Source organism: Seleniivibrio woodruffii (assembly GCF_029267515.1).
Taxonomy (GTDB): Bacteria; Chrysiogenota; Deferribacteres; order Deferribacterales; family Geovibrionaceae; genus Seleniivibrio; species Seleniivibrio woodruffii_A.
In genome coordinates, this window is the sequence record NZ_JAJUIS010000002.1 from 99494 (window position 1) to 117692 (window position 18199).

General features: G+C 45.4%; 16 protein-coding genes. 15 read left to right on the top strand and 1 reads right to left on the bottom strand.

Annotation, left to right across the window (positions count from 1 at the left end):
• Positions 1-87: 87 nt before the first annotated feature.
• Positions 88-2373, bottom strand: a complete 2286-nt coding sequence (locus Q7P67_RS03040) for an NADP-dependent malic enzyme (RefSeq protein ID WP_303850412.1) — start codon at positions 2371-2373, stop codon at positions 88-90.
• A gap of 505 nt (positions 2374-2878) precedes the next feature.
• On the opposite strand from Q7P67_RS03040, the gene xerA reads away from it, so the two are divergent.
• The 15 genes from xerA to proC all read left to right on the top strand — a co-directional run bounded on the left by xerA (position 2879) and on the right by proC (position 18125).
• The gene (xerA, locus tag Q7P67_RS03045; protein WP_303850413.1) at positions 2879-3766 is read left to right on the top strand and encodes a site-specific tyrosine recombinase/integron integrase; all 888 of its coding nucleotides are present in this window, start codon (positions 2879-2881) and stop codon (positions 3764-3766) included.
• Positions 3763-6405, top strand: coding sequence for a CBS domain-containing protein (locus Q7P67_RS03050; protein ID WP_303850414.1), 2643 nt, complete (start codon positions 3763-3765; stop codon positions 6403-6405). The genes xerA and Q7P67_RS03050 overlap by 4 nt, the downstream gene beginning before the upstream one ends.
• A complete protein-coding gene (locus tag Q7P67_RS03055) occupies positions 6386-7336 on the top strand; it encodes a PhoH family protein (RefSeq protein ID WP_303850415.1) in 951 nt (316 codons plus the stop codon). Before Q7P67_RS03050 ends, Q7P67_RS03055 begins: the two co-directional genes overlap by 20 nt.
• Positions 7333-7788: an rRNA maturation RNase YbeY gene (gene ybeY, locus Q7P67_RS03060; protein WP_303850416.1), complete on the top strand. Its 456-nt coding sequence runs from the start codon at positions 7333-7335 to the stop codon at positions 7786-7788. The genes Q7P67_RS03055 and ybeY overlap by 4 nt, the downstream gene beginning before the upstream one ends.
• Positions 7789-7922: 134 nt before the next feature.
• Complete coding sequence (locus tag Q7P67_RS03065; RefSeq protein WP_303850417.1) at positions 7923-9230, top strand: hemolysin family protein; 1308 nt, start codon at positions 7923-7925, stop codon at positions 9228-9230.
• A complete protein-coding gene (gene era, locus Q7P67_RS03070; RefSeq protein ID WP_303850418.1) occupies positions 9214-10104 on the top strand; it encodes a GTPase Era in 891 nt (296 codons plus the stop codon). Before Q7P67_RS03065 ends, era begins: the two co-directional genes overlap by 17 nt.
• A 1-nt stretch (position 10105) precedes the next feature.
• Positions 10106-10234 carry a hypothetical protein gene (locus Q7P67_RS03075; protein ID WP_303850419.1) on the top strand — a complete coding sequence of 43 codons (129 nt, stop codon included), beginning with the start codon at positions 10106-10108 and terminating at the stop codon, positions 10232-10234.
• A gap of 56 nt (positions 10235-10290) precedes the next feature.
• Positions 10291-11247, top strand: a complete 957-nt coding sequence (gene corA, locus Q7P67_RS03080; RefSeq protein ID WP_303850420.1) for a magnesium/cobalt transporter CorA — start codon at positions 10291-10293, stop codon at positions 11245-11247.
• A gap of 48 nt (positions 11248-11295) precedes the next feature.
• Positions 11296-11997, top strand: a complete 702-nt coding sequence (gene recO / locus Q7P67_RS03085; protein ID WP_303850421.1) for a DNA repair protein RecO — start codon at positions 11296-11298, stop codon at positions 11995-11997.
• Between the two features lie 132 nt (positions 11998-12129).
• Positions 12130-13131: a class 1 fructose-bisphosphatase gene (gene fbp, locus Q7P67_RS03090; protein WP_303850422.1), complete on the top strand. Its 1002-nt coding sequence runs from the start codon at positions 12130-12132 to the stop codon at positions 13129-13131.
• Between the two features lie 3 nt (positions 13132-13134).
• Positions 13135-13959: a deoxyribonuclease IV gene (locus Q7P67_RS03095; protein WP_303850423.1), complete on the top strand. Its 825-nt coding sequence runs from the start codon at positions 13135-13137 to the stop codon at positions 13957-13959.
• Complete coding sequence (locus tag Q7P67_RS03100) at positions 13960-15504, top strand: AAA family ATPase (protein ID WP_303850424.1); 1545 nt, start codon at positions 13960-13962, stop codon at positions 15502-15504.
• Positions 15494-16480, top strand: coding sequence for a ribonuclease Z (locus Q7P67_RS03105; protein WP_303850425.1), 987 nt, complete (start codon positions 15494-15496; stop codon positions 16478-16480). The genes Q7P67_RS03100 and Q7P67_RS03105 overlap by 11 nt, the downstream gene beginning before the upstream one ends.
• On the top strand, positions 16480-17316 hold the full coding sequence (locus tag Q7P67_RS03110) for a carboxylesterase (RefSeq protein WP_303850426.1): 837 nt from the start codon (positions 16480-16482) through the stop codon (positions 17314-17316). The genes Q7P67_RS03105 and Q7P67_RS03110 overlap by 1 nt, the downstream gene beginning before the upstream one ends.
• Positions 17313-18125 (top strand): pyrroline-5-carboxylate reductase, encoded by an 813-nt coding sequence (proC, locus tag Q7P67_RS03115; RefSeq protein ID WP_303850427.1) that lies wholly within the window; start codon positions 17313-17315, stop codon positions 18123-18125. The genes Q7P67_RS03110 and proC overlap by 4 nt, the downstream gene beginning before the upstream one ends.
• Positions 18126-18199: the final 74 nt, after the last annotated feature.

Sequence of the window (18199 nt, forward strand, 5' to 3'; positions counted from 1 at the left end):
TCCGCCCCACACGATAAGAGAGGTACGGCATGATGCCGCATAATGGTTTTGCAAACGCATGTTCCCCTTTATACAGAGGACATTATATTATTTATGTTTCTGTTTTGCCTTTTCTATTGCATCAACAACTGCGATTGCGCCGAGGTTGACTATCTCATTAACTCCGCTACCTCTTTGCAGAACATGAACGGAGCTTTGGAAACCTTGCAGTATGGGACCTATCGCTATGCCGCCGCCCAGTCTCCAGAGGAGTTTGTACGCGCTGTTCCCTGCCTCAAGGTTGGGGAAAACAAGCACGCTTGCGTCGCCTTTAATGTCGGAGAAGGGGAATGCCTCTTCCGCAATGGGTCTGTAAAGTGCTGTGTCCGCCTGCATGTCTCCGTCTATTATCAGTTTGGGATATTTATCTTTAACCTTTTTAATTGCATCGACAATTTTTGTTGTTCTGGGCATTTTAACAGAGCCGAAGTTGGTGAAAGATATCATGGCAACTTTAGGTTCTATTTCGAACTTAGCGCATGTGTCCGCGGACTGCATGGCTATCTGTGCCAGAACGTCAGCGTCGGGGTCTATGTTCACAGTTGTGTCGGCGCAGAGGACAACCCGGTCTCTGAAAACCATGAAATATGCGCCGGAAGGACTTGTATAGCCTTCCTGCATGGGCATTATCTCAAGCAGAGGCTTAATGGCATCGGGATAGTTGCGTGAATATCCGTTGAGCAGACAGTCAGCGTCCCCGCAATATACCATCATAGCAGCGTAATAATCGCTTATGCGCACAAGGAGTCTGTGCGCCTCATCCATGGTGAGTCCCTTCCTCTGGCGCATGTTGTGAAGCAGTTTAGTGTACTTGTCCAGATTGGGCGCGAGCGAGGGGTTAATTATTTCGCAGTCCGTAAGGTCGATGTTGTGTCTTTCGGCAATAGCGCGGATATGTTCTTCTTCTCCCAGCAGTACGGGTCTTGCGATACCTTCCTCAACCATTTTCTGTGCTGCGCGGAGAACTTTTTCGTGTTCGCCTTCGGGCAGTACGAGTCTTTTCGGTTTTTGTCTTGCAACACTTATTATCTGTCTGGTGAACTCTTTTGCAAAAGAGAGTCTTGATTCCAGATAATCCTTGTATTTTTCAAAGCTGGGGATGTCTTTCTGTGCAACGCCTGTGTCGATTGCAGCTTTAGCGACCGCGGGTGCAACCCATGTGAGCACTCTGGGGTCGAAAGGTTTCGGGATTATATAGTCAGGACCGAACTCAATTCTGTCAACGCCGTACGCCTTGCATACCGATTCCGGAACTTCCTGTCTGGCAAGCTGGGCGAGAGCATTTACAGCAGCCATCTTCATGTCCTCATTGATTGCTTTTGCTCTGACATCAAGCGCGCCTCTGAAAATGAAGGGGAATCCGAGAACGTTGTTAACCTGATTGGGATAATCAGAGCGACCAGTAGCCATGATAGCATCTCCGCGTATCTCTGCGACCTCTTCTGGTGTGATTTCAGGATCGGGGTTTGCCATTGCCATGATGATGGGGTTGCGAGCCATGCCTTTGACCATGTTAGGTGTCACGGCACCTTTCTGGGAGAGACCGAGGAAAACGTCTGCTCCGTCCATCGCCTCTTCGAGTGTCCTTTTGTCAGTGTTGACGGCGAACTCCTCTTTATATTTGTTCATGCCTTCGGTGCGTCCATTATATATAATACCTTTAGTGTCGCACATAACGATATTTTCGCGTGTCGCACCGACGAGCACCATCAGTTTCCCGATGGCTATTCCCGCTGCTCCGGCTCCGTTGACAACTATTTTTACTGTGCCTATCTTTTTGCCCACAAGGTCAAGAGCGTTTATGAGTGCGGCAACGGCTATGATAGCTGTCCCGTGCTGGTCATCGTGGAAAACGGGTATGTTGAGTCGCTCTTTAAGGGTCTCCTCAATATAAAAACAGTCCGGAGCTTTAATATCTTCAAGGTTGATGCCGCCGAAGGTCGGTTCCATCAGCTCACATGCTTTGATAACGTCGTCGGGGTTTTTGGTGTTAAGTTCTATGTCAAAAACATCGACATCGGCAAACCTTTTGAAGAGAACGCCTTTTCCCTCCATAACAGGTTTTCCGGCAGCGGCGCCTATGTCGCCGAGACCAAGAACCGCCGTGCCGTTTGAAACGACGGCGACAAGGTTTCCTTTGGATGTGTAGTCATAGACCAGTTCTGGGTTGGCTTCTATTTCCAAACAGGGCTGAGCAACGCCCGGAGTGTATGCTAGTGAAAGGTCTCTCTGAGTATAACAGGGTTTAGTGGCGACGACCTCAATTTTTCCGCATCTTGGAAATTTGTGATAGTCAAGGACTTCTTCCTTCGTTATTGCTTTTCTGTTCTTCATATACAGTCCTCCATACTAATGTTCTGTTACAGGATAGGGTATGTTAAACTATTAGTCAACTCAAAATCGACAGCACTACTTTTTTTCATAAAAAAGTTAAATTAAATTAAACGAAAAGTTAGCTATATTTAAATCGAAAAAATCAATTCAATTTTATAATATTCCTGTTCTGTTATTGAAATAAAAAATAGTATGAAAATATAATATGTGTTTGTTATTTGATTTATCTATCGATATAGACCTTTAAATAAAGCCTTTGTCTGATGATATTCTTTGTTTTGATTTAATTTATAGGAAGATTTTTTAATAGTATTTCTATACAATAATAATTGTGATAATACTTGTTATATGGTTTTGCGATAAGTTGTTTCATAGTGATGTTTTGATGTAACCAAAATTTAACAGAGGTTGTTTCAATTTTTTACCTGCAATCTTAAAAAATTGAAATCTGTACCATGAGGGTGTATACATATTACAGACTTATGTTAGCACGAAAAGGGATATTTTGGACAACGGAAAACTTATTTTCAATTTTAAAACATGGATGAAGCACGAGCAGGGGCTTGCCGATAACACCGTTGCCGCTTACGAATCCGACGTTTCCATCTTTGCATCTTCAATCATGAAAAATCTTGCCGAATGTTCCGCTCAGGAGATAATTGCCTTTATGACGGCAATGCGCAAAGACGGCTACAGTATAGAGACGGTTCTGCGCAGGATATCCGGCATTTCAGCCTTCTATGATTTTCTGATTCAGGAGAGGATGATAAAGACCAATCCCTGCGGATTTGTGTCCAAGCCTTCAAAGTGGGAGAAACTGCCCGTATTTCTGAATTTTGATGAAGTGGAGATGCTGCTCAATGCGCCTGATGTTTCATCTAAATTTGGTTTCCGTGACAGGATAATTTTTGAAACTCTGTATTCAACCGGTATGCGCATAAGCGAGCTTACCGGGCTTAAAGTTGCAGAACTTGACATGAACCGCGAGATAATGCGTGTGACAGGAAAGGGCGGCAAACAGCGCTTTGTTCCTCTTTACAGCTCTCTGGCGGAGAAAATGAGGGATTATCTTGGTTTCCGTAAAGATTATTTTGTTAAAGAGCGTGATGAAGGCTGGCTTTTTCTCAGCAAAAACGGTAAACAGCTAGACAGGGAGCTTGTATTCATGCTTGTGAAAAAATATGCCGAAAAAGCCGGAATCAATAAAAATATATCGCCGCATACCCTGCGTCACTCGTTCGCTACTCACCTGCTGACAAACGGCGCAGATTTGCGAACAATACAGATTTTTCTCGGTCACTCAGACCTTTCCACCACCCAACGCTATACGCATGTCACTGATGACACTTCCAGAAACGTGCTTCTGAACTGCCATCCGAGATTTAAAAGATGAAAAGAATAGCAGTTACTCATAAAAATCCTGATTTCGATGCCATGGCAAGTGCTTACGCTGCGTACAGACTTTACGGATTAGATGCCGTGGTCACAGCCACTTCATACGAATCCGCAGTTAACGAATACGTTTCGACACTTGAAAAACCGCTCCCGATAGTCCATCTGAAAGAGAAGGATATTGAAGATATAGAATCTCTTGATCTGCTGGTTATAACCGACTGCAAGCTGGCGGGCAGGCTTGAACCGTTGGAAAGCCTTGTGGCAAAAGCTAAAAAGGTTATAGTTTTCGACCATCATCCGGCACACGGGCAGGACATTGAGGCGGATGAGATGTACGTCGAGGAGACCGGATCCTGCTCTGCCGTTATAGTGCAGAAGATGAAAGAATCGGGGCTTACCCTTACGCCGGAAGAGGCTACCCTTATTATGACGGGCATCTACGAGGACACTGGTATGCTTACCTTCACAAGCACTACCGTTAAGGATATGGAGGCTGCCGCTTGGCTTCTTTCTTTCGGGGCGAACCTGCACGAGGTGGGGGAATATGTCAAACGGGAACTCAGTAGAGAACACGTTTTCATACTTAACGAACTTTTGACCAATATGAATGTGCACGCCATAGGGTCTGTGAGAGTCGGTGTATCAAATGCAAGTAACGACAAATATATAGAAGATATATCTCATCTTGCTCATAAGATAATGGATATAGAATCTCTGGACGCTTTGTTCATTCTTGTGCGGACTGGCGACAGGATCGTTCTTGTGGGCAGGAGCCGCACCGACGATGTTGACGCGGCGGAGATAGCCGCGGCTTTCGGAGGCGGCGGGCACTATACGGCGGCGAGCGCCGTAATAAAAGACCAGATGCTCCACGAGTGTGTGGCTAAACTGGATATGATTCTTGGTGAATCGGTGAAGCCTGTCAAAAAGGCGCGGGACATCATGACATCGCCTGTGAAAACCCTTGCAGCAAATGTGACTTTCGATGCGGCGATAGATATTTTCATGAAGCACAACCTGAACAACATGCCTGTCGTGCAGGGCGACGTACCTGTGGGTATCGTCTCCAGAAGGGATATCCTGCAGGGTTTGAAACACGGACTTAACAGTGAGCCTGTAAGCTCCATCATGCAGGTGGAGTTCACGAAAATACCGCCGGATATGCCGTATTACACCATAGAGGAGACCATGCTTGCCGGTAACCATAAGATGGTTATTGTTGAAGAGGATGGCAGACTTATGGGGGTAATCACCCGCACGGATCTTCTTAGGCTGATTCACGACGAAATAGCCAGAATGCCCCGTTTCAGCGACGGAAGGCTGATGAAGGGCGAGAACGGCAGAAGCAAGAACATCGCTGGGCAGATGGAGAACATTCTGCCGGAGCGTGTTTTCGGCACACTCAAAGACGTTGGCGCTATGGCGGATGAGCTTGGGTACAAGTGTTATCTGGTTGGCGGCGTGGTGCGGGATATTCTGCTGAGGAAGACAAACGAGGATATCGACATAGTCGTTGAGGGCAGCGCCCCTGATTTCGCGAAGGTTTTTGCCGACAGGATGGGTGCGCGGGCTGCCATACATGCGAAATTTAAAACTGCCGTGGTGATTTTTCCCGATGGTTTTCGTGTGGATTTTGCCACCAGCCGCACCGAATACTATAATTTTCCTGCCTCCGCTCCCACAGTGGAGGACGCTTCTATAAAGAATGACCTTTTCCGAAGGGATTTTTCCATAAACGCAATGGCTGTTAAGCTGAACAGGAAAGAGTTCGGCGTTCTGCTGGACTTTTTCGGCGGACAGAGGGACTTGCAGGATAAAAAGATACGGGTTCTTCATTCGCTTAGTTTCGTTGACGACCCGTCCCGTGCACTGCGCGCCGTTCGGTTCGCCGTGCGGTTCGATTTCATGATAGGACCTCACACTGACAGACTTTTCCGCCACGCTGTTAACCTTGACCTGTTCGAGCGCGTTCAGGGACAGCGGATGTTTCTGGAACTGAAGTATATCCTGAGCGAGAAGAACTACCGCAAGGCATTAAGGATGATGCGTAAATATGACCTGCTGAGATTCTTTCATCCTACGCTGCGTGTGGACGAGCGGAAAGAGGCGCTTTTTGATGATCTGGACACTATTCTGGATTGGTACGGGTTCCAGTTCGACGAGGAACCGGAGGCGTATCTTGCGCGGATGGCAGTGCTTTTCAGCGATATGGAGAGACAGGCGGTCAAGGATGTGCTGAGGCGTTTCAGTCTGGATGAGCACAAAACAAATCAGCACGCGGAATGTTTCAAAATGGTTAAGGATACCTCTGCATGGCTCAGACGATCGAAAAAGATGCCGGATTCGGTGTTTACCAGAAGGATGAATATGATGGATATTCCATGTGCTATAGCGGTTTCCGCTCTTGCAGGAGAGGATTTCGAACGGCAGGTCAAAGAATATTTTACTGTTTTCAGGTATGTTAAGCCGGATATCACCGGAAACGACCTGCTTGAGATGAAAATTGAGCCGAGAACTGAGTATTCCAACCTGCTTTCGGCGCTTAAAGATGCGAAAATAGATAAAAAATGCACCGACAGGGAGAGCCAGATAAGATTTGTGCAGGAAATGGTGAAAAATGATAAAAAAAACCGTTGAGGTTGCAAAAATACTCGTTCCGTCCATCCTCGGACATAAAGACACACATCTGAGGATGATAAATTCTGAATTTTCAGTCAGCACAAGCGTTCTTGGCGGCGTATTCACCATTGAAGGCAAGGCGGAGGATGTCCGTATGGCTGTCAAAGTGCTTGAGGAAATGGTTAAGATAGCTTCCGAAGACGACCTTGACACATCCAAGACCGCAGACATAATCCGCATGATTGCAGACAACACAGAGGACGCATACGATATCATGAAGGATGGCATACCTGTTGCGGGGCGCGTTAAAAAAGTTGCGCCGAAATCCGCATTACAGAGGGATTACGTCAACGCCATCCGCAACAACGACATGGTTTTCGGCATAGGTCCGGCGGGAACAGGCAAAACTTATCTTGCCATGGCGATGGGTGTTTACTATTTTCTGCGTAAGAAATGCGGTAAGATAATTCTGACACGCCCCGCTGTTGAGGCGGGTGAGAACCTCGGATTTCTCCCAGGAGACATAAGCGACAAGATAAACCCTTATCTGCGCCCTCTGTACGATGCGATGTACAGCATGATGGACTACGGCAGAGTGAACGCTCTGATTGAAGACGGCATAATCGAGGTTGCGCCGCTGGCTTTCATGCGCGGAAGGACTCTGAACGATGCTTTTATTATTCTTGACGAGGCGCAGAACACCACGGAGGAGCAGATGAAGATGTTTCTGACGCGGATGGGCTTCCAGTCAAAAGTTGTTGTTACCGGAGACATAACCCAGATAGACCTGCCGACCTCCAGAAACAGCGGTCTGATACAGGCCAGAAAGATACTTAAAGATATCAATGGCATAAAGTTCATACAGTTCACGGAAAAGGACGTTGTGCGCAATACCCTTGTGCAGAAGATTGTTCAGGCATACGATAAATATCACGGAGATACACATTGAAAGCGGAAATACTTATAACGGATGAGGTTGAGAGCGGACTTGCTGAGGAGCTTTTCAGACAGGCGGCTGACGCTGTTTTTGAAGAGCTTGAGGTGGAGTTTGACGAGTGCGAGGTTTCGCTGCTTATATGCGATGATGCCCAGATTCAGGAACTTAACAAAGAATACCGCGAGAAGGATTATGCAACGGATGTGCTGTCGTTTCCGATGTCCGACGATCCTTATGGCGAGGGCGGGATGCTCGGCGATATCGTTATTTCTCTTGATACCGCGAAGAAGCAGGCGGCAGAGGCTGATATTGCACTTGAGCGCGAGGTGAGTTTCCTTTTTATACACGGACTTCTGCACCTTATGGGGTTTGACCATGAGCTTGGGCAGGAGGAAGAGGAGGAAATGTTCACTCTTCAGGAGGAAATATTACTGAAACTTGTCAAATCAGGGAAAGTAGCTTGATAAAGTTTCTTCGTTATGTTATTTAGAGCTAATCGGCACTGGATTTTTTCCTGCCGAAATTAATATTTTTTATGAGGTAAAAAACCCTTCAATGGACTCGGACAGTTCGTGTTATCGTTTTAAAGGAGACGTAAGTGAGTGATTCTTTAATTCTTGAGTTGCTTACGATTATCGTCTGCGTCGTTCTTTCATCATTCTTTTCGGGAAGTGAAACTGCTCTGACATCGCTCAGCGAGATACGTGTGCGCCGTTTGATTGATGAAAATCCAAAAAATAAGCCGCTTAAACTCTGGCTTGAGCACCCTAACAAAGTGCTTAACACCACATTGATAGGAAACAACATTGTCAACATTCTTGCGTCTGTTCTGGCGACGGACTTCACCGCAAAGGTTGCCGGAAACTCAAACATAGCACTGGTTACAGGTGTTATGACCATTGTTATTCTTATTTTCGGTGAAATCACACCTAAAACCTATGCGAAACACAATGCCGATAAAATAGCGCTGCGTGTTGTCAAACTTATAAAAATTCCGTTTATTCTGTTCTACCCCTTTTCTTACGGGATAAATAAACTCGTAAAATGGATAATCGTGCTTTCGGGCGGAAACTTTGAGAAATCAAGGCATAAGATAACCGAGGACGAGCTTGAATTTTACATCTCTGAAAGCGGAAAAGAGGGGATGCTTGAAGGCAATAAAACTAAGATGCTCCAGAATATCTTCGACATCAGTGAGATATATGTAAAAGAGGTCATGGTGCCCAGAACGGATATGGTTGCTGTTGACATAAATACTCCTGCCGAAGAGTATCTGGACAGGATACTTGCTTCCGAATTTTCGCGGATACCCGTTTATGAAGACAGCATAGACAAGATAGTCGGTATCCTTTACGTTAAAGACCTGCTGAAATTCGTTAAAGAGGACGGGGTCAATTTCGACCTCAGAAAGGTTATCAGAAAGCCCTTCTTCGTGCCTGAGACCAAAAAGATAGACTCTATGATGGGTGAGTTTCAGAAAAGCCGCAACCATATGGCGGTGGTTATTGACGAATACGGCGGCGTTGCCGGTATTGTCACCCTTGAGGATATCCTTGAGGAAATTGTCGGCGAAATATGGGACGAGTATGACACTGAAGAACACGAAGTGGTTCAGACATCCGATGATACCTATATCGTTGATGTGCGTATGGATATCGACGATTTCTGCGACAAGTTCGGAGTGGACAAGACTCACGAGATGGACGAGTACGAAACCCTTGGAGGGCTTGTTTTCGACATAGCGGGCAAGATTCCGGAGGTCGGCGAAGTCTATAAATTTGACGGCTATTCGTTTAAAATATTGAATAAACATGAAAGAAGACTTGACAAGGTGGAGTTAACAAGGCTACACAGAGAGCCTGAAGATGATGAGGAGAACTCCGCCGAATATGAAAAAACAGCATAAAACAGGTTTTGTAGCAATAGTAGGACGCCCGAACGTGGGCAAATCAACACTTCTTAACGCCATTCTTGGTGAAAAGATTGCCATTACATCTGCGAAGCCGCAGACAACAAGAACAAATATTCAGGGGATCCTCACAAACGAGGATTCCCAGATTATCTACATAGATACACCGGGATATCACAACGCCAAGGACACCATAAACAAGATGATGGTGCAGCAGGCTAAAGACAGTCTGGATAACGCTCATGTGATTTACATGCTCGTGCAGCCGGATGAATTTATGGGACCGGAGCTTGAAAGTCTTCTTAAAGTTCTGGAAAAGACCGAAGCCGTTAAGTTCCTTGTGGTAAATAAGGTTGACAACTTTAAACGTGAACTGGTATATGAAGCCGCCAACAAGTTCTTCCCGAAACTGCAGTTCAAACACGTTCTGCCCGTTTCCGCTCTTAAAGGTACCAACGTGGATAAGCTCATTGAGCTTACCGTTGAGGAACTGCCCGAAGGTGAACCGCTTTTCATCGATGACGAAATAACCACTCAGCCTGAAAAACTTCTGGTGTCCGAGTTTATCAGGGAACAGGTTTTTCGCAGGCTGAAAGATGAGATTCCATATCAAATAATTGTTGAAACAGAAAAAATTGAAGACAGGAACGACGATTTGATGTATATTGCAGCATCGATAATCGTTAACCGAGAATCACAGAAGGGAATAGTTATAGGCAAAGGCGCGCGTGAACTTAAAGAAATCAGCACCGCGGCGCGCATATCTTTGTCAAATTTCTTCGGTGTAAAGATTTATTTGGATTTGTATGTTAAAGTCATTGAAGGCTGGCAGACCAAAGACGAGTATCTGAAACTACAGGGGCTTTATTGAAATGACAGGAATCTCTGTGAAAACGAAGAACAGACATATTGGTATCAGCGCCGTTAAGCATCCCCAGATGCGCATACAGCGCCAGTATTTCACGGAGATGGAAACTTCTTGCGATTCCCGATCGCGCTGAACGGTTTAAACCGTTAAAAACACATTGTTTATCAGCGCTATGAAAGGAGAATTGCCATGGTCAAAATTTACACCAACATTAACTCACGCCTGAAAATTTTTGAGCTTGAAGAATATCTTGCAAATATCGACGACATTGAGAGCGACGTTCTCTGGGTGGATATGATAAATCCATCCGGCGAAGATATAAGCACCGTCGCGAAAGAATTTGAAATTGAGTTCCCATCAAAACAGGAAACGGAAGAGATTGAGATAAGCTCGCGTTTCTGGGAATCCGATAAAGATATAACAATTAACAGCTATTTCCTCATTGTTGACGGCGAAGCGGTTTACAATGAGACTGTCACGTTCATCCTTCAGAACAACCTGCTTGTGACGATGAGATACAGGGAACTGAAAGTATTCAACGAGTGCGTTAAGAAACTGGTTTCAAGCCCAAGCATTTTCCGTGACGGCTCATACATCCTGAGCTATATTTTTGAAACGCGCATCGACCTTGATGCCGACATTATCGAAGGTTTGTCCCGCAACATATCCGGTCTGCGTAAAAAGCTGTCAGCAAACGACATTGACAACGAAGATATACTGGATTATATCTATCATTACGAAAACCTTAACACCAACATCAGAGATAGTCTTATTGATAAGCAGCGCATCATTTCCGCACTGCTGAAATCGCATAAACTTGCTGAAATAATCAAAAACAATTTCCGCATCATGATTAAAGACGTTAACTCGCTGATAGATTATGCGAAATATAACTTCGACCGTATGGACTATATCCAGAACATCGTTCTCGGTTTCGTAAACATTGAGCAGAACAAGGTAATTAAAATATTTACCGTAGTGAACGTCATATTCCTGCCGCCTACGCTTGTTGCAAGTATTTACGGTATGAACTTCAAGCATTTTCCGGAACTTGGGCTTAAATACGGATACGGATTTGCATGGGTGTTCATGATAGTTTCGGCGATCCTGCCTGTGCTTATTTTCCGCAAGAAAAGATGGTTGTAGACTGAAAATAGCTCTTTGCTTTCTGCCGTTTTGGAGTAATGTATCTGCATGAGCAGAGAGAAGACCGGAGCAATAATATACCGCCTAGTGAAGTATTCCGACAGTTCCGCCATTGCCATGGCTTTTTCGAAAGAATTCGGCAAGGTGAAACTGTTTGTGCCCAAAGCGTACACCAAAAAGGGCGGGGTGATGACCTTCATTCCAGGTCTGCTTGATATCGGCAGAAAGGACAGCGACCTCTCCAGATTTTACGCCTTCGAACCGGATACGGCTTTTTATAAGTATCTGAATAATCATGAAATTATTCTTCGTCTGCACCTTGTGTTCGAAATATTGGACGGGCTTTATCAGATAGATATGGCGGACGAACGGTTATTTGAACTTATACTTAAAATAGACGACGTAAACTACAGAAAAATAACGCCTTATATGATATATTTCATGCTGAGACGCGCCGGTTTGATGTACGACACTGAAAACTGTGCCAACTGCTCATCCGACGAAGATATTTTCACCGTTGCTTCAAACGGAATGTACTGCCCCACATGTGCAAAAGAGCTTGATATAGACAGCTTCTGCGACAGGGAATCGGCATATATAATCCGTTGTTTCGGCAACGCCCCTCTTTATAAAGCTCTTACAATCAACAGGAAACAGGAGATTCAGGTGCTTTCCGCCCTCGGCGCATATGCCGCTCATGTGTTTGAAAAACCCCTGAAAAGCCTGAAAACCATTATGGACATTATATAAAAGTGTAAAAAACAGTCTATAGGGAAAATTAATATATGTTATTTTCTTTACATTTTTCAAACGAATGGCTACACTTAATAAGTGCTTCACATATAACACAAATCAAAGGTATACAAAATATAAGAGGTTATTATGGAAAAGGGTGTTACGAATCTTAACAGATTCCTCATTGAGGAGCAGAGGGCATTTCCCGAAGCTACGGGCGACTTTACCATGCTCATCGAATCGATTGCTTTCGCTTCCAAAATCATCAGCCGCGAAGTAAATAAAGCGGGTATAGTTAATATCATCGGAAAAGCTCAATCTGTTAACGTCCACGGAGAAGAACAGCAGAAGCTGGACGTTTACGCCGACAAAAAAATGATTGAGGCAATGGATCACCTCGGAAAACTCTGCGCCATGGCTTCCGAAGAGAACGACGAGGTCATTCAGGTTCCCAAAGAATATCCGAAAGGGAAATATCTTGCGGTTTTCGACCCGCTCGACGGTTCAAGCAACATTGACGTGAATATCAGCATCGGAACAATCTTCGGCATCTATAAAAGACAGGATGGCGATACAGGAACTCCTTGCTGTAAAGACTTTATGCAGCCCGGACGCAAGATGGTTGCGGCTGGATACGTTATATACGGCTCCTCCACGATGATGGTGTATTCCGCAGGGAACGGAGTACACGGCTTTACACTCGACCCAAGCATCGGTGAATATATCCTCAGCCACCCGAATATGAAAATTCCTGAATGTGGAAAGATTTACAGCATTAATGAGGCTAACTATCACCACTGGGACGAGCCCACGAGAAAGTTTGTTGAACATATAAAAAACAACACTGAAAGAACTTACACTGCTAGATACATAGGATCGCTGGTGGCGGATTTCCACAGAAACCTGCTTAAAGGCGGCGTTTTCCTCTATCCCGGCGACGAGAAGAACAAACGCGGCAAACTGCGTCTGCTCTATGAGTGCGCACCTCTTGCATATATCATAGAGAACGCTGGCGGAAGAGCAACCAACGGTGCTCAGGACATTCTGGATATAGTTCCTGATACTCTCCACCAGAAAGAACCGCTTATCATCGGCTCTAAATATGAAGTTGAAACCTATCTGAAATATCAGAGGGGCGAACTCAAATAGACGATGCTCATAGGTGCGCATAAATCTATAACGGGTTCAATAGATAAAAGTATTGAGAGGGCACTTGCAGACGGCTGTGAGTGCCTTCAGATTTTTGTGAAAAACAAGAACAGATGGGAGGGCAAGCCGCTTTCCGAAGACGATGCTCTTGCTTTCGCATCCGCACTTGTCAGAAGCGGACTCAGGGTTTGTTCTCACGCTTCATATCTCATAAATCCCTCCGCTGTTAATCCTGAAACTGCTGATAGGTCTCTGATATCTTTTAAGGATGAGCTTTTGCGCTGTGACAGGCTCACCGTGCCTTTTCACGTTATACATCCGGGCGCGCACATGAAAGCGGGCGTGGAAGCCGGCATCGAAAGCGTCGCTGAGTTTCTGGACAGAGCTTATGATGATGGCGGATTTTCCGCTATGACGCTGCTGGAAACCACTTCTGGTATGGGAACATGTCTCGGTCACAGGGTTGATGAGATAGCCCGCATAATCGAAAAATGCAGAAACGGCGACAAAATAGGCGTATGTCTTGATTCATGCCACATTTTTGCGGCGGGATATGATATAGTCGGGGCATACGATGAAGTTTTTGATGAATTTTTCCGTATTTTCGGGGATAAGATAAAGGTGTTTCATCTTAACGACAGCAAAAAGCCGCTTGGTTCGAGACTGGACAGGCACGAGCTGATAGCGGAAGGTGAAATAGGCGAAGAATTTTTCAGGAAAGCTGTTAACGATAAGAGATTTGAAAACGTTCTTGGCATACTTGAAACGCCAGTTGAAACGGATTATAAAAAAGAAATAATAAAACTGAAATCATACAGGGGGAAATAGATGGAAATCACCGAAACTCCGGTCGTAACCATTATGAAAGAGCTTATCAAACCCGACAGAATCGCGGAAACGCATATTTCATATGTGTTTCTGAAAGACGATTATGTCTATAAAGTAAAAAAATCGGTGGATTTCGGATTCCTTGATTTCAGCTCCAAAAAGAAACGTAAGGCCATGTGTATACTGGAAAAAGAACTCAACGAGCGCTTTTGTAAGGATATCTATCTGGATGTGCTGAAAATCGTTCGCAAAGAAAAATCATTTGACCTTGTGAAATATGACAGTTCGCTCCTCACTATTGACTACTGTGTTAAAATGAAACGTATCAAGGACGACGCGTTCCTGTCCGCAAAGGTGGCAAGCGGCGAGGTTGCTGCGGAGGATGCGGTAAGGATAGGGGAGAACGTCGCGAAACTCTTTAAAAATATCAAAACAGATCCCTATGCTGCGGAGGCGAACGGAAGCTACGATATCGTGCGTTTCAACTGCGAGGAGAATTTTTCACAGACCGAAGGATATAAGGGCGGGCTGATTGACGCTGCACAGTTCGATTTCATAAAAAAACAGACCATAAAATTTCTGGATGAGAATAAAGAGATGTTCGAGCGCAGGCTGAAAGACGGCTACGTAGTTGACGGACACGGCGATCTGCGCCTTGAACATATCTATATGGACGGTGACGATTTCGGTCTTATCGACTGTATTGAGTTCAACCAGAGGTTCAGGTTTAACGATGTTATGTCGGAAATCGCATTCCTCAGCATGGAAGTTGACCAGATGGGGAAGACAGAATTTTCTGACGGGCTTCTGGAGGGCTTTTTCAGGGTATATGATGATGAGGATTCGAAAAAACTGCTCAACTTCTACCGCTGCTACAGGGCATACGTCCGCGCAAAAGTGACGTGTTTCCTGCTTGGTTCAAAGGATGAAAGCTGGGAGCACTATAAAAAGAACAGGGACGACGTTGCAAAGCTGATGAATATGGCGGCGCTCTATGCGGCAAATATGTTCGAAACAAAAAGCCTTATTTTTTATGGACTTATGGCTTCCGGTAAAACAAGGAATGCCAAGATGTTCAGTGAAGTTTTTCCTGTCAGGCACATCAATACAGACGTGGTGCGGAAAGTAATGCACGGTATTGACCCTGAAAGTAAAGTGCACGTTGATTTCGGCGTTGATATCTATTCAAAAGAAAACTCGCTGAAACTTTACGAAGAGCTTGGAATGATGGCTGAGACCAACAGAAAGCTGGGGCGCATGAGCGTCATTGACGGCAGTTTCAGCAAAACTGAGTATCTAGGCAGGGTGAACGTTTCATATAAAGGAAAGTTCTTAAAAGTGCGTTTTTTCGCCTCCGAAGAGGAGATAATGGCAAGGCTTGAGAAACGAAAAAATAAAATATGCGTCACCGACGGGCGCATCGAGATATATGAAAGTCAGAAGAAGACCGCGCAGGACATAGGCGCGGATTTCGAAGTTGAAACAACAGGAAGAGCGGAAGACAACGCCATGAAAATACTGGGATTTCTGATTAATGAAGCATAATTTTGACATCAAGCAGGTTAATTCGCCATTCGAGGATACGGCGTTCTTTGTGCGCAACGTATACAAAACTGAAGGATTTCTTTTCGACTGCGGCAGGCTTGGCGGTCTGACCAATTCAGAAGTGCTTTCCATATCTGAAATATTTATAAGTCACACACACATAGACCATTTCTACGGATTCGACAGGATACTGCGCGGGACGCTTCTTTCTGGGAAACGGTTCCGTGTTTTCGGACCGCAGGGCATCATTAAGAACGTGCGCGGCAAGATTGACGCTTATACATGGAATCTGATAAAAAGTTATCCGGTAAGTTATGAGGTTATTGAGCTTAATTCCGGTAAAAAAGAGTATGATACTGCAGTTTTTTCCGCCGCGGACGGTTTTGAAATGGTAAGAGGCTCCATAAAGCACGAAGACTTAATTCTTGGCGATGGTTTCAGACTGGATTTTGATATTTTCGATCACAGGGTACCGTCTGTGGGCTACAGGGTTTCCGAACGTGAGATGGTTGCCGTTAAAAAAGATGCTCTGGAAAACGGATTCCTCCCCGGAAAATGGATAGGAGAGCTGAAACGCAGGATACTTTCCGGTGAGCTTGACGGAGATATAGAGGCGGAAAGCTCTTCCGGGCTCGTAAAAATGACTATACGCGAGGCAGCGGAAAGGTTTATCGAACATGTTAAGCCGAAATCTGTCACTTTTATAACAGACATCGCGCCCAGCAGTGAGAATTTTGAAAAGGCTGTGGCGCTGGCGAAAGACACGTCCGTTCTGCTTATTGAGTGCGTGTTTCTGGAAGAGGATTTCGAGCACGCGGACATAAAAAAACACCTTACTATGACCCTTTCAAAGAGGATTTTCAGGGAGAGCGGCGCGGAAAAGGTACGTTTTTTCCATTTCGCACCCCGTTACGATCAATGCCGCAGGGAGTTTTATGACAGGCTCCACAGCGACATGGAGGGATGTATTTACTGATGACTGAACTGAAACCTTTCAAAGATCTGTCCGATGTCGAAGATATTGAACTGCACGATCTGGACTTTAAACGCGCGGAATCGGAAAATGTTGCACTGAAAGCAAATTACCCGCATTTTGAAAAACGAGGAGACATAGGCGTTCTGCTGGTGCACGGCTTTACGTCCAGCCCTCTTGAGATGCAGCCGCTTGCCGACTATCTTGCATTGCAAGGGTTCAGCGTTTACAACGTCCGTCTTGCCGGACACGCATCGGATTATCATTATCTGAATATGACAGGCTACGACGACTGGTACGATTCAGTCAAATACGGGCTGTTTACTCTGAAACGCAACTGTAGAAAGGTTTTTGCCGCAGGTTCGTCCATGGGTGGTCTGATATCTCTTATGACCGTGCACCTGAACGGACTAGACGGTGCTGTGCTGATGGCACCCTGCATAAGGATAAAGGCTCCTCTGGCATCCATTACTCCTGTTGTCAGCATGGTGATGCCTTATATGCCTAAGATAGGGTTTGATATGCAGTATTCGGATATTTTTTACCACACATGGCCTATGAAAGGGGTGGCAGAACTTTATCGGTTCACCAGATACATTGAAAATGTTACGCAGCATTTTTCTATGCCGCTTCTGGGTTTTCAGTTTCCCGGTGACATGATTGTGAGCGCAAAGGCGACGAAAAATTTCTTTTCCGGCGTCGGCTCGAAAGATAAATTGTATGTTGAGTTTCCGAATAAAGACGGGCAAACTCATATCTTGACATCCCACCTGAATCAGCATAGAGATGAGATGTTTGCAAATATCGCCGTTTGGCTTAAAGACAGGAGCGAAAAATGACGGAAAGTCTGAAAATAGGCTTTATCGGAGCCGGAAACATGGCGGAAGCAACTATAAAAGGGCTTCTCGCATCCGAACTGAAAACTGAACTCGCCGTCAGCGATTCCAGCGTAGAGAGACTCGAAGTAATCCGTACTGTTTACGGGATTGAAGGCGTTACGAAAGATAATAAGAAAGTGGCGGATTTTGCTGAAATACTGGTTCTGGCTGTAAAACCTCAGATAATCTCCGTTGTTCTGCGCCAGCTCAAGGGCAGAGTGCGGGAAAAGCTCATCGTGTCCATAGCCGCAGGAGTGACCACTGAATATATCGAAAGCGTTCTTGGGGAGGATACGCGCATTGTACGCGTTATGCCCAATACGCCAGCGCTGGTTCTCAGCGGCGCTGCGGCTGTTTGCGGCGGAAAAGCGGCATCAGATGAAGATCTTGCGACGGTGAAATCAATATTCGATGCCGTGGGAAGCTGCATCATCGTTGACGAATCTAAGATGGATGCTGTAACAGGGCTTTCAGGCAGCGGTCCCGCATACGTTTATCAGTTCATAGAGGCGCTTAGTGATGCAGGGGTTAAAATGGGGCTTATGCGTGCGGACGCAACCCTTCTTGCCGCGCAAACCGTTATGGGGGCGGCCAAAATGGTGCTTGAGACTAAAAAACACCCAGGCGAGCTGAAAGACAGCGTGACCTCACCCGGCGGAACGACAATTTGCGGTATCCATGAGCTTGAAAAGGGCGGGATGCGCGCCACTGTGATGAACGCAGTTGAAGCAGCGACTGAGAAATCCAGAGAGCTTGGTAAAAAGAAATAAAAGGTGTGCAGATTTTTCTCTCATATGTGAAATATTTGCGTGCCTATCTTCTTGTAATTAGCTTATATATAACA